General features: G+C 68.9%; 14 protein-coding genes. 8 read left to right on the forward strand and 6 right to left on the reverse strand.

Annotated features, from left to right (window positions below; all coding sequences use genetic code 11):
• Positions 1–4: 4 nt before the first annotated feature.
• Positions 5–709: a response regulator transcription factor gene (locus VV02_RS07120; protein ID WP_052590717.1), complete on the reverse strand. Its 705-nt coding sequence runs from the start codon at positions 707–709 to the stop codon at positions 5–7.
• Positions 710–805: 96 nt separating this feature from the next.
• On the opposite strand from VV02_RS07120, the gene VV02_RS27060 reads away from it, so the two are divergent.
• Complete coding sequence (locus VV02_RS27060; RefSeq protein ID WP_245633009.1) at positions 806–1,060, forward strand: MoaD/ThiS family protein; 255 nt, start codon at positions 806–808, stop codon at positions 1,058–1,060.
• Between the two features lie 16 nt (positions 1,061–1,076).
• Positions 1,077–1,838, forward strand: coding sequence for a hypothetical protein (locus VV02_RS07130; RefSeq protein WP_157063305.1), 762 nt, complete (start codon positions 1,077–1,079; stop codon positions 1,836–1,838).
• Here VV02_RS07130 and VV02_RS07135 read toward each other — a convergent pair.
• Both VV02_RS07135 and VV02_RS27065 read right to left on the reverse strand, forming a co-directional pair.
• On the reverse strand, positions 1,835–2,329 hold the full coding sequence (locus tag VV02_RS07135) for a heme-binding beta-barrel domain-containing protein (protein WP_052590721.1): 495 nt from the start codon (positions 2,327–2,329) through the stop codon (positions 1,835–1,837). The two genes, VV02_RS07130 and VV02_RS07135, sit on opposite strands and share 4 nt — an antisense overlap.
• 25 nt (positions 2,330–2,354) lie before the next feature.
• Positions 2,355–3,875: an LCP family protein gene (locus VV02_RS27065; protein WP_245633010.1), complete on the reverse strand. Its 1,521-nt coding sequence runs from the start codon at positions 3,873–3,875 to the stop codon at positions 2,355–2,357.
• Between the two features lie 65 nt (positions 3,876–3,940).
• On the opposite strand from VV02_RS27065, the gene ygfZ reads away from it, so the two are divergent.
• The 4 genes from ygfZ (at position 3,941) to VV02_RS07160 (ending at position 7,627) form a co-directional block, all read left to right on the forward strand.
• A complete protein-coding gene (ygfZ, locus tag VV02_RS07145) occupies positions 3,941–5,005 on the forward strand; it encodes a CAF17-like 4Fe-4S cluster assembly/insertion protein YgfZ (RefSeq protein ID WP_052590723.1) in 1,065 nt (354 codons plus the stop codon).
• 82 nt (positions 5,006–5,087) lie between these two features.
• The gene (locus tag VV02_RS07150; RefSeq protein ID WP_052590725.1) at positions 5,088–5,438 is read left to right on the forward strand and encodes a helix-turn-helix domain-containing protein; all 351 of its coding nucleotides are present in this window, start codon (positions 5,088–5,090) and stop codon (positions 5,436–5,438) included.
• Positions 5,439–5,473: 35 nt separating this feature from the next.
• On the forward strand, positions 5,474–6,139 hold the full coding sequence (locus VV02_RS07155) for a hypothetical protein (RefSeq protein WP_052590727.1): 666 nt from the start codon (positions 5,474–5,476) through the stop codon (positions 6,137–6,139).
• 318 nt (positions 6,140–6,457) lie between these two features.
• Entirely contained in the window at positions 6,458–7,627 is a 1,170-nt protein-coding gene (locus tag VV02_RS07160) for a DUF2382 domain-containing protein (RefSeq protein ID WP_052590729.1), read from the forward strand.
• A gap of 69 nt (positions 7,628–7,696) precedes the next feature.
• Here VV02_RS07160 and VV02_RS07165 read toward each other — a convergent pair whose 3' ends face one another.
• Positions 7,697–8,797, reverse strand: coding sequence for a peptidoglycan-binding protein (locus tag VV02_RS07165; RefSeq protein WP_169787654.1), 1,101 nt, complete (start codon positions 8,795–8,797; stop codon positions 7,697–7,699).
• Positions 8,798–8,976: 179 nt separating this feature from the next.
• Here VV02_RS07165 and VV02_RS07170 point away from each other — a divergent pair, with 179 nt between their 5' ends.
• Both VV02_RS07170 and dtd read left to right on the forward strand, forming a co-directional pair.
• A complete protein-coding gene (locus tag VV02_RS07170; RefSeq protein WP_052596670.1) occupies positions 8,977–9,945 on the forward strand; it encodes an asparaginase in 969 nt (322 codons plus the stop codon).
• Positions 9,945–10,370: a D-aminoacyl-tRNA deacylase gene (gene dtd / locus VV02_RS07175; protein ID WP_052590733.1), complete on the forward strand. Its 426-nt coding sequence runs from the start codon at positions 9,945–9,947 to the stop codon at positions 10,368–10,370. The genes VV02_RS07170 and dtd overlap by 1 nt, the downstream gene beginning before the upstream one ends.
• 12 nt (positions 10,371–10,382) lie before the next feature.
• On the opposite strand, the gene VV02_RS07180 is transcribed toward dtd, so the two are convergent.
• A complete protein-coding gene (locus tag VV02_RS07180) occupies positions 10,383–11,876 on the reverse strand; it encodes a coiled-coil domain-containing protein (protein WP_052590735.1) in 1,494 nt (497 codons plus the stop codon).
• 8 nt (positions 11,877–11,884) lie between these two features.
• Complete coding sequence (locus VV02_RS07185; protein ID WP_052590737.1) at positions 11,885–12,418, reverse strand: hypothetical protein; 534 nt, start codon at positions 12,416–12,418, stop codon at positions 11,885–11,887.
• Positions 12,419–12,440: the final 22 nt, after the last annotated feature.

Below are 12,440 nucleotides of genomic sequence, written 5' to 3' on the forward strand. Positions count from 1 at the left end.
CGACTCAGGCGTCGGCGGCCATGCGCTGCTGGCGCAGCTCCTGGCTGCCGACGAAGCGGTAGCCGACGTTGCGCACCGTGCCGATCAGCGCCTCGTGCTCCGGGCCGAGCTTGGCGCGCAGCCGCCGGACGTGGACATCGACCGTGCGGGTGCCGCCGAAGTAGTCGTAGCCCCAGACCTCCTGCAGCAGCTGGGCGCGGGTGAAGACCCGGCCAGGATGCTGCGCGAGGTACTTCAGCAGCTCGAACTCCTTGTAGGTCAGGTCGAGCGAACGACCACGGACACGGGCGGCGTACGCCTCCTCGTCGATCACCAGCTCGCCGGCGGTGATCTTGACGGGCTCCTCGTCCTCGTCCTGCTCGGTCCGCGACATCGCCAGCCGCAGCCTGGCCTCGACCTCAGCAGGCCCGGCGGTCTTCAGCACCACGTCGTCGACCTGCCACTCGGCGGTCAGCGCGGTGAGACCGCCTTCGGTGAAGATCGCGATCAATGGCGACGACAGGCCGCTCGAACGCAGCACACGGGACAGGCCGCGCGCCCCGGCGAGGTCCTGACACGCGTCCAGGAGAACCACGTCGCACTCGGGCGGATCGACCAGTGCCTGCGGCTCAGGAGGCAGGATGCGCACCCGATGGCCGAGCAGTCCGAGCGCTGGCAGCACATCGACACTCGCGCCCGGCGAGTTGGTGAGCAGCAGGAGTCTGGCCATTTGCCGGCTAAGAATACTGGCCGGTTGGACGGGTCTGACCCAGATCGCCGTACCGTGGGACACGCCACATCCCGTCGAATCCGGAGACAGACTGCTGTGACGACGTCCACCACGACCCTCGTGACTGTCCGCTACTGGGCCGGCGCACGCGCTGCCGCAGGCGTCGATGAGGAGCGGTTCGCCGCGACGACCGTGGGTGAGGCGCTCGCCGCCGCACGGTCGGCTCACCCACAGCTGGAGTCCGTCCTCGAGGTGGCTTCCGTCCTCGTCGACGGAGTGGTCAGCCCCGCTGAGCGGGTGCTGTTCGCGGGGGAGGCCGTTGAGGTTCTGCCGCCGTTCGCCGGTGGGTGATGGCAGGATTCCCCGCGTGCCCCGCACTGAACCCCGTGTGCTGACGCCTGTCGCCACGCTCTCCGCACTCGTCGTCTGTGCTGTCCTCGCTCTCGGGGCCGCCGCGTCCGAGCTGTCCATGGCGGGTGCGCTGCTCTTCGCCGTGCTCGTGCTCGCGCTCGGCTGGCCTCACCTGCTCGACCTGCCGAGCCCACGCGGCGTCCAGCTGATCCTGATCGGCACCGCGGTCGTCCTCGCTGCGATCAGTGAGCTCGGTGACGACGAGCGTGGTCTGCGCTGGTTGCCGACGGTCCTGGGTGGCGGGTTGATCGCGGCGTTCCTGCATCAGCTGGTGCGCCAGGACGGACGGGCCCGGCTGGTCGCGACCCTGGCCGGCACCTGCCTGGGCCTGGGCGTACTCGGCAGCGGCGCGTTCTTCCTGTCCGCGCTCGACGAGAATATGGGCGAGGAGCTGGTGCTGGCCTGCCTCGCGGCGTCTGCGATCGGGATGATCGTCGACTGGGTGCTGCATCGCTTCGGCGCAACGGCCGAGTGGGCCGTGCCCATCTCGATGGTGCTGTCCGGTGGCGCAGCCTTCGTGCTCGCCCAGTCCTTGGATGTGACCTGGAGTGCCATGGTGCTCGTCGCGGCGGGCACACCCCTGGTCTCGCATGCCGTACGCCGGCTGCTCAGCTTCGCGGTCGGCGCCCGCGGTGCGGCCGGTCAGCTCGCGCTCGGCGCGGCCTCGGTGCTCGCCTCAGGCGTCGTGGCGTACGCCGTCGCCTGGTTCTACCGCTAAACGCGCTTGAGCTCGCCGGACAGGTGGCTCTGCAGCTGCTGACCCATGGCGGCCATGTCCATCGCCCACATCAGGTTGGAGTTGACCAGGCCGTACAGCCGCGACCCCGCGGCGTACTCCTTGGCGTGCGGGCTGCGGATCACTCCGTCAGTGCTCAGCTCGACCTTGGCCGGTGACGTCCGTCCGTAGTAGAGCTCGACGATGCCCGTGGCGTGCGACAGGACCAGCTCGACCTCGCCGTCCGGCAACGGCCGCCAGAAACCCAGCTCGGTCGCGAGCGGGCGCACCCGCTCACCCTTCTCATCCAGCAGCCAGGTGTGGCTGTGCCACTCCAGGAACGGCCGCCCGTCGTGCGAGCAGGTGATCTCGTGGGCGAACGTCGCGGACTCGATCGTCGGGTAGCCGACGACGCCGGTCCCTTCCCAATGCCCCACCAACCAGGCGAGTGGGGCCAGCGCGGGCGGCAGATCCAGGTCGAGTTCGAAGGGCACGCCGCGATGCTATCGCCGGAGCGGATCAGCCCGGGTTGGCGATCTGGTTGGGCAGGTCCTTGACCTTGTCCGTACGCAGCGCGTCACCGAGCTGCTTCATCTTCGTCTGGTCGACGGTGTCCACCGAACCGATGCCGTTGACCGTGTCGAATCCGGTGAACGGAGCCGTCAGGAACGTCACGCCACTGCTGCGCAGCCCACGCAGGCTGAACCCGAGGTCGCGCATCTTGCCGGTGCTGAAGGCGTTGTCGACCACGAGGTTCTTGGTGGTGTCATCGATCATCGAGGCCAGCCGCGTCGGGTTGGACAGCGTGCCGCGCTTGAGCGACTTGGTGAGCAGCGCCTTGATCCATGCCTGCTGCCGCTTGCCGCGGCTGATGTCACCCTCGCTGAGCTGGTGGCGCTCGCGGACGAACGCCAGCGCGGCGTCGCCCTTCATGTGGTTGATGCCCTCGGTGAAGGTGAAGTGCCCGGACGTCGTCGCCTGGTCCACGTTGACGTCGACGCCGCCGACGGTGTTGGTGAGGTCCTTGAACCCGTCGAAGCCGATCTGGGCGACGTGATCGATCGGCACGTCGAGCATGCCTTCCATCGTCTGGACGAGCAGGGGAGCGCCACCGAGGGCGTACGCCGCGTTGATCTTGTTCTTGCGGTGGCCCGGGATGTCGACATAGAGGTCACGCGGAAAGTGGATGACCTGCACGGTCTTGCGGTCGTCACTGACGTGGACGAGCTGGATGACGTCGGCGCGGCTGGAGTCGCCGAGGTCCTCGGTACGGCTGTCGGAGCCCAGCAGCAGGATGTTCTGCGAGTTGCCGGCCGTCGTCGCGCGGCTCAGTCGCGACTCGTTGGGCGGCAGCAGGCCGGAGCGGCGCACGTTGGAGTCCAGCAGGTGGTTGAGGTAGAGCGCGAAGCCGGCGACCGCGAAGACGACCACGGCGAACATCGCGATCAGGGTGTAGATCACGATCTTCAGCTTGCTGCGTGACTTCTTGCGCCGCCGCCCGCGACGTCGGGGGAGCGGCTCCTCACCGTCGGGCAGGTCGCCGTCGTCGTCGCCCGAGTCGGGTGGCAGCGGTGCCCCACCGTCCCCGTCGTCGGCGGCGGCGCTCGTCGCGCCGGCACCCGTGCCAGCGCTCGCAGCAGAGCTCGCGCTCGCACCGATCGGCAACCGAGTCGCTTCGAGCGGCTCGCCATAACGGGTGGGGAGGTCCGCGCGGGGGCGAGTGCCTTCGTACGCCGGCGGCAGGTCGACCTGAGTGAGGTCGTCGGCGTCGAGCGGCGGAACCACTCGGCGCTCGCCAGTGGTGCGTTCGCCAGTGGTGCGCTCGCCGGCAGCGCGTTCGCCAGTGGTGCGCTCGGGTGGGGGCTGCTCGGTCGTGGGCGGTTCCCACAGCCCGTTGGTCAAGTCGTCCTGGCCGTTCGGGGTCGAACCCGCCCGGTCGGCGTGCTGCGAGGGCTCCCCCGAGCCGGTCTCGTCGTCGCGTCCTGCGCCCATCAGCGCATCTCCTGTTCCAGGCTCCCCGGAGCCGGCATCCGTCGTCACGTCCCGGGAGAGTGTAGGTGTCCCTCGTGTAAGAGAGCCCAGACTTGACACGTACGCTCGTGGTTATGACCTCGGTCGACTCCACTCCGGCGCACGTCACGCCCAGCCCGCTGCTCCAGCGGCCTGGCGCTGTCGAGGCGAACGGTGTGGATGCCGGCGTCGCGGCGCACTACGGCGACCCGTCCCGCGAGCAGCGTCTGCTGCAGGAGGGCCTGGCCGTCGTCGACCTGTCGAACCGCGGCGTCGTCCAGATCACGGGTCCGGACCGGCTGTCGTGGTTGCACTCGATGACGACGCAGCAGCTGACCGCCCTCGCGCCGCACCATTCGACGGAGTCCTTGGTGCTCAGTCCCAAGGGTCACGTCGAGCACGCGCTGCACCTCGTTGACGACGGGACCACGACGTGGCTCTCGGTCGAGCCCGGCACGGCGGGCGCCCTTGTCGCGTGGCTCGACTCGATGCGCTTCATGCTGCGCGTCGAGGTCTCCGACGTGAGTGATTCGTACGCCGTCCTCGGCGAGCCCATCGCGGCCGAGTCGACTCAGGACGAGCTGCAGACCAAGGGCACGATCGCCTGGCTCGACCCGTGGCCGACGATCGGCGAGGGCGCGGTCGCGTACAGCTCGGTCGATCCGCACCCAGGGGTGGACAGGGCGTGGCGCGAGCTGATCGTGCCGCGCGCCGACCTGGCGAACGCCGTCGGTGACCGTCCGCTCGCGGGACAGTGGGCCGCGGAGGCCGAACGCGTCGCGGCCTGGCGCCCACGGCTCGCGTTCGAGACCGACCACCGCACCATTCCGCACGAGGTGGACTGGATGCGCACGGCGGTGCACATGCAGAAGGGCTGCTACCGCGGCCAGGAGACCATCGCGCGGGTGCACAACCTCGGGCGCCCGCCGCGCCGCCTCGCGTTCGTGCACCTCGACGGGTCGGGTCACGTACTGCCCGAGGCCGGTGCCGAGGTCGAGCTCGAGTCGGGCGGACGAGCGATCGGTCGCCTGACCAGCGTCGTACGTCATCGCGAGGACGGCCCGATCGGCCTCGCCCTGATCAAGCGGTCGGTGCCCGTCGACGCACCCCTCGTCATCGGCGGCGTGGCGGCCGCACAGACAGTCGTCGTCGACGCCTGAGAGCGGTTCCGCACGCCGCTGTGATCGAGGTCACGCTAACTGGGGCTTGCATAGTGCTAACTACAGCAAGCACTATGGACACATGAGCTCAAAGATCCCCGTCCCCGATCTCGGGGGATACCTGCGGGAGCAGCGCCAGGCCGCAGAGCTGTCGATCCGTCAGCTGGCCGACCGCACGGGGGTCAGCAACCCATATCTGTCACAGATCGAGCGTGGACTGAAGAAGCCCAGCGCCGAGATCCTGCAGTCCCTGGCCAAGGGCCTGCGCATCTCCGCCGAGCAGCTTTACGTGCATGCAGGCATCCTCGACGCCCGCGACGAGGAGCTCACCGACGGACTCGATGTCCGCGCGGCGATCAAAGCCGACCCGAGGCTGACCGACCAGCAGCGCAAGGCGCTGCTCGACGTCTACGCCTCGTTCGTGGGCGAGTGAGCCCAGCAGTACACACCCTTTTGAAAGGACCCCTCATGCCTGTTCTGACCGACCTGCGCAAGACCCTCGCCAACCCGACCCCCCTGTACGCCGCCGTTGGCGTTGCAGACCTGGCCGTCTCCTCCGCCAAGACCGCCTCCGACGAGGCCGGCGAGCGCGTGACCGAGCGTGTCAGCGGCCTCTCCGAGCGCGTCTCGGGCCTCCGCTCGGACATCGAGGGCCTTCGTACGGACCTCGAGCCCAAGCAGCTGTCCGCCAAGGTGCAGACCTTCGCCCAGGAGACCGTCGCGCAGGCCAAGGCCATCCCGACCACCGTCGCCGAGCGTCGCAAGGCCCTGACCGGCCAGGCCGAGAAGTCCTACACCGAGTTCAGCAAGCGCGGCGAGAAGGTCGTCACCGAGCTGCGCAAGCAGCAGGACAAGACCACCCAGCAGCTCGTCGCGCAGGGCAAGGACGTTGTCGCGACCGCTCGCAAGACCGCGGACGACACCCAGGCCCGCGCGCGTCGTACGGTCCTGCTCGGTCGCAAGGAGGCCGCTGAGGCCGTGACCGAGGCTGCCCAGGCCGTGCAGGACGTGGCCGGCAAGGTCGAGGCCGACGCCAAGACCGAGGTGCGTTCCACCACCGCGCGTACCCGCAAGGCGCCGGTCCGCAAGGCGACCGCCAAGAAGGCTCCGGCCAAGAAGACGACCACCAAGTAAGTCGTCTGTTCAGACCCCCGCCTCGAGACCCCACGAGCCATGTGCTCGTGGGGTCTCGTGGTTTTGGTGGGGCAGATGGGTCTACTGATGTCCCGATCCGGGGCCAGGTGTGCGATCGCGCACCCTTAAGGATGAAGTGGCCAACCCCTCTGGGTATGCCACCCCCGACTGTTACCGCGATTAACGCCGTTCCCGGACGCTCAGGTCTAGACACGACGGTGTCAAGGTGCTCGGCTGTCAGGTGAGGGCGCGCTCCATGAATCAACCAGCGCGCCCGCGACGGCTCAGTCATTCCGATCACGAAGAGGGGTCTGGCAAATGATCACTACGGATCAGGTACAGACGGTACGCGGCGGGCACGCGCTCGACAGCAACGGCGAGAAAATTGGTTCGATCGGCGAGGTCTACCTCGACGACCGAACGGGCAACCCGGCCTGGGTCACCGTCAACACAGGTCTGTTCGGCACCTCGGAGTCGTTCATTCCGTTGCAGGACGCATCCGTTGAGGGCAAGGATGTCAAGGTCCCCTACACCAAGGACAAGGTGAAGGACGCTCCACGCGTTGATGCCGAGCAGCACCTGGACGTCGAGCAGGAGAAGGCGCTCTACCGCTACTACGGCGTCTCGTACGACGGCGCGGCCAGCAACAGCAACGGTGGACCCGGTGCTGCAGGCGGCCAGGGCGACTCGACCGAGGCCCGTACCGAAGCCATTAGCACGACGGACGCGACCTCCGACGCAGGTGCCGGCGGCACCGCAGCGGCAGGCACGGCGGCGGCAGGCACGGCGGCAGCGGGTACAGCGGCTGCCGGCACCGCCGCAGCTGGAGGTCTGGGCAACCGCGACGCTGTCGCGCCCGCGCCCGCTCCTGAGCGCGCGGCCGACGACTACTCCACCAACAAGGCCGGCTTCGACGCCGGTCCGGGTCGGGCAGCCGAGACGACGTACGAGCCCCCGAAGGCTCCCGAGGCCAAGGCTCCGCCGGTCGAGGAGAAGGCTGCCGACAAGGCGCCCGACACCAAGGTCGGCGTGACCGCTGACAAGGCCACCGCAGGGGAGCGCGACCCGCGCGACCTCGACGGTGACGGTGTCGTGACGCGCTACGAGGAGCAGCTGCACGTCGCGACCGAGCGTCGCGAGGCCGGCCGCGTACGTCTGCGCAAGTCGGTCATCACCGAGGACCAGACCGTGACCGTGCCCCTCACCCGCGAGGAGGTCAGCCTCGAGCGTTTCACGATCGAAACGCCAGAGGTCGTCGAAGGCGACCCGTTCGGCGACGACGTGCGTGAGTTCGTCCTCTACGAAGAGGTTCCGGTCATCAGCAAGCGGGCGGTCGCCGTCGAGCGCGTCGGCCTCCGCAAGAACACCGTCCAGGAGAACCGCCAGGTCACCGACAAGATCCGCAAGGAGCAGATCGACCTCGATGGTGACGGCATTCCGGACAACCTCAAGTCAGGTCTCAAGGCTGACGACAAGGGCCGTTCCTAAGAGCGCCCCAGCAGCCTGAAGAAGGGCCCGGTCGACGTATGCGTCGACCGGGCCCTCCTGCGTCCTCCGTCAGAACTGGCGCAACGAGCTGGCGCGAATCAGGATCGAGTTCTGCTTGGCCGACTCGGGCGGGTGTCCCGGGTTGGTCGCGGCGTATTTCCGCAGGTGCGTCGCGGTGAGCCGGTGGACGTAGTCGACCGACGGCGCTGAAATCGGGTCGACGACCAGGTAGTACGTCCCGTCGTAGCCGAGCACGGCGACCCAGTGCGAGGTCGGTTTGCTCACGGAGACCGGGTAGGGCATCTGGAAGACGTCGCCGCCTGCGATCGAGGGCCGACCCGCCCGCGCGTCGGTGAGCGTGTCCTCAATTCCACCGTGCCACAACGAGATTCCGTACTTGCCGAACCCGGTGACGAAGTCGGGGTACTCCGTGCCGATCTTGTCGCGCGCGGTGGTGTGCGCAACCTCCATGGCGTCGTACCGGAACTTCTCGATCGCCGTACGCCGCGTGGTCACGTCCCACGTCCAGCTCGTCGGGGTTTTGCCCTGGTGAAGCAAGGTAGCCACCGCGACGACGGGGCCGCAGTTGGCCCACTGCGCGGTGCCGGTGTCGCGCTGCAGCATCGGGTACAGCGCCCCGGACGTCCTGGCGCCGAACAGGGTCGACCAGGTGAGCAGCGAGACCTTGTCGGAGTGCGCCATGCCGTGGCCGATCTGGAAGGACCAGATGTTGCGTCGTGTCTTGTCGCCGTAGTAGCCGGTGCCGTCCATGACGTAGCCCTGCCGCGTCAGCAGGACCTGTGACGCCGTCACGAAGTAGCTCGTGTTGCCGTAGGTGATGAGGGCGAGGTCGCCGATCAGCTTCCGAAAGGTGGCGTCATTGGCGATCCCGGTCACCGGCAGGGCGCGACGCGTCTGGAAAGCGCGCACCGCGCTGACCGTCCCGGCGTCGTACGTGTCGCCGATCCCGCAGTTGTGACCGCGGTGGAAGAGGATGTAGCGCAGTGCGCGCACGGGGATCCCGGTCATTCCTGCGGACAGGGTCGGGAAGGTCGTCATCGGATAGTTCGGCGCGGCCGCCGCCCCTGGCGCGGTGGCGAGGAGAGTTGCTCCTGCACCGGCGAGAGCGCCACTCCCGAGCAGCGCACGACGACTGATGGATGCTGGCATGGCGTTCCCCTTGTCGGTCACGGCGTCATCGCGAGTCCCCCGACTCCCGTGATGGAGGAAGGACGCTCGGTCCTCCCAGAGGTTGCTGGCTCTTCCACCATGCAATGCCGGACGGCGAACATGTGGGATTGGCCGATGTCCGGCGTGTGACTCATTCCTGGTCGTCCTACGCTCGTGTCGTGACCGAACCCCTCGCTGCCTTGTCATCCGCACCCGTGCTGGCCCGCGTCGAGCGATCCGGATTCGTGGAGTCGGTGCACCACGGAATGGCGGTCGAGGTGGCCGCGGACGGATCGGTGACGAGGGCGTACGGCGAGGTCGACGCACCGACGTTCCCGCGCTCGTCCAACAAGCCCATGCAGGCCGTCGCGATGCTGCGCGCCGGCCTCGACCTCGACGGCGAGCTGCTTGCCCTGGTGTGCGCGAGTCACTCGGGCGAGGACTTCCATCTCGAGGGCGTACGCCGAATCCTCGCCTCGGCGGGGCTCGCCGAGGGAGACCTGCAGAACACCCCCGACTACCCCTACGACGACCAGGCGCGGCTGGCCTGGCTCCAGGCCGCTCGCCCCAAGGCGGCGATCGCGCAGAACTGCTCTGGCAAGCACGCGGGCATGCTGGCGACCTGCGCGGCGGCCGGTTGGGACCTCGCGACCTACCGGGATCCCGATCACCCGCTGCAGCAGCTCATGGCCGAGACGCTCGGTGAGCTGGCCGGTGAGCCCGTCGCCGCGACCGGGATCGACGGCTGCGGCGCGCCAGTCATGGCGATCAGCCTGGCGGGCGTGGCGCGGGCCTTCGGGCGGCTCGCCGCGGCTGCTGACGGGACTGGCGAGGGGCGCGTACGGGACGCGATCCGCGCCTTCCCTGAGTTCCTCGGCGGCAGCCGGCGCGACGTCACCGAGCTGATCCGCGGGGTCGACGGGTTGATCGCCAAGGACGGCGCGGAGGCGGTCTACGGCGTCGGACTGGCCGACGGTCGAGGTTTCGCGGTCAAGATCGTGGACGGAGCCCAGCGTGCTCGTACGCCTGTGATGGCGGCCCTCTTGCGTGGCACTGGCGTCGATGAGTCGGTGCTCGACGAGATCGGCTACGTGCCGGTTCTTGGCCACGGCGCGACCGTGGGAACCGTTGTGGCGCAAGGAATCTGATGCGCGCAGTCCTCCAGCGTGTGACGTCCGCATCGGTGACCGTCGAGGGTGAGCTGGTCGGTGCGATCGATCGGCCGGGCCTCGTGGCTCTGGTCGCCGCGACGCATGATGACGGTCCGTCGCAGGTGGCGGCGATGGCTCGCAAGATCGCCGAGCTGCGCATCCTGCCCGAGGAGCAGTCGGTGCTCGAGACCGGTGCGCCGGTGCTGATCGTCTCTCAGTTCACGCTCTACGGCGAGACCCGCAAGGGGCGCCGACCATCGTGGTCAGCGGCTGCGCCAGGGCCGGTCGCGGAGCCGCTCGTCGATGCGGTGGTCGAGGCGTTGCGCGCGGCTGGTGTCGAGGTCGCGACCGGACGGTTCGGCGCGATGATGCAGGTCGCCCTGGTCAACGACGGCCCGTTCACGGTGCTCGTCGACGTCTGACGTCGCGCGGGTCTAGCGCTCCAGGTCGTGGCCGCGAGCGAGAGTCCTGTGCTGACCGTGCACGGCCAGAGCCCGCGGCGGGACCGCGGGGGATCGTTGCTGGACGTACTGGCTCACGACGCGCTCGCGGATCGTTGCAGGGTCCAGTCCGGACGAACGAAGGTCGCCCACGCGGGCATCGATCTCGTGCTCGGGTGGGCTGCGCCACGGTCCTAGATCCGTGCCGAACCCACGGTCGAGCCGGTGGTCGCGGGTGATTCTGGCGCCGGCTGGAGCAGCGGGTCGGGTCAGGTCCCGCTCGGCCTCGTCGAAGGCCTGACGGGCCTGGCTGATCGGGTCGGTGCGGCTTGCGCGGGCCTCGCTGAGGGGAAGGCTTGCGGTGCCGAGTGTCCGCCGCTGCCAGTCGCGTCGTTCCAGGTCGGCCCGGACCTCCGCTCGATCGGGCGGGCCATGTCGCCCCGTGAGCTCGTCCTGAAGGCCCTGGTTGGCGAGGTCGAGGCGGTCCAGGTCGCGGCGGAGGGTGCCCAGCCGGTCGTGGTGAGTGGCCAGCTCAATGACCGGTGCCCTCACGCTCCGGTCGCGCGCGATGTCGTCCTCGATCTGCCGAGACACCTGCCCGGTGCGACCGGTGACCCGGCGGATGGTGTCCCTGACGACGTCACGGGTTTCGGCGATCCCTTCGACCGCTTCGGCCAGCTCGCTGCCGCGGGCCTCATAGCGTTGCTCGGCCTGGGCGACGGCCCTGTCGAGACGCCGCTCGCGCTCGGTGACCCGTGCCCGGGTCGCGTCGAGATCCAGCGTGATCTGGTCGCGTTCGAGGGTGACGCGTTCGAGCTCTGCGGTCATGTCGCGCACCCGCTGGGCTGCCAGGTCGGCCGCGGGTGTGTGCTCGGTCCGCTGCTCGAGTTCCTCCCGGGCGATGGCGAGGTCGTCGGCGAGCTGCATCGCGCGCACCTCGAAGTGCTTGAGCTCCTGGCCGCGCAGCAGCAGGCCCACCTCGTCGAAGGCCCGCTCACGGCTGAGGTCGGTCACCTCGCGGAGCATGAACGTCTCGGGGTACGTCCGTTCCAGCTCCCGGGCGCGCTCCAGCGCCGGTGGTGGCAGCTTCGCCAGATCTTCCACCAACCAGATCGCGACGCCGCGCCGCTCCAGTAACCGCGCGTCCTTCTGCAGCTGTTGTTGTGCAGTGTGGTCTGCGGCCCGGCCTGCTTTGGCCTCGATCGCCACACGTATTTCGAAGTCGACCGCGTGGTCGTGGAAGCGGGCGCCTCGACCGGTGTCGTAGTACGTGCGAGTGCGCCAGCCGCGCACCGGCTGCAAGCCCAGAGTGCGGCCGATCTCCGCCTCCCAAGCGGCACCGACCTTGCCGATCGCCTCCATGCGCTCGGCCGTGGCCCGGTAGTCGGCCAGGTTCCTGGGCTGCTCGCCCTTCGCGACCCTGTCCGGTGCATAGACCTCGCGGTGGTGCTGCTCCCACTGCTGATCAGACCAGTCCGACCTCGACATCACAGGCCTTACAGGCCGTGCTCGACCTGGTAGTCGAACCACTCATCTGGCGACAGTCGACCGGCAGCGACCCAGTCGTTGTAGGCCCTGCGCGCATAGCCGAAAAGCTGGACCCAGGCACCGCCGGTGCGATCGCCCAGCGCGCCGTCGACCTGTCCTTCGACCTGGAGATACTCCGGATTGGCCGGCTCGCTCACAACGGGCGCCTTGGTGCCGTTGCGGTTCACATCGATCCACATCCAGGTGCCCTCGAAGTTGCGGACGAACACCTCGCCGAGATAGCGCCGGAACCGCTTCTCCCGCTCCCGCCGCCACGACAGGTCACCCGGCTCGCGGTCCCAGAAGTAGCGCAGCGCCGCCTGCTCGGCATGCCGCAGACCCTCCTCCGACCACGGATCGGCGGGCATGTCGGGCACATCGCGCTCGAAGAACAGGGCCAGCTCGTCATCCATCGCTGCGAGCCAGGTCAGGAACTCCGGGTCCTGCTGGTCGCGCTCACGCTGAGCCAGCTCTGCCTCGGTGTAGGGCCGATCGCCACCCACGTGCACTGCCTCCCTGTGATGA

It is taken from the genome of Luteipulveratus mongoliensis, assembly GCF_001190945.1.
Taxonomy (GTDB): Bacteria; Actinomycetota; Actinomycetes; order Actinomycetales; family Dermatophilaceae; genus Luteipulveratus; species Luteipulveratus mongoliensis.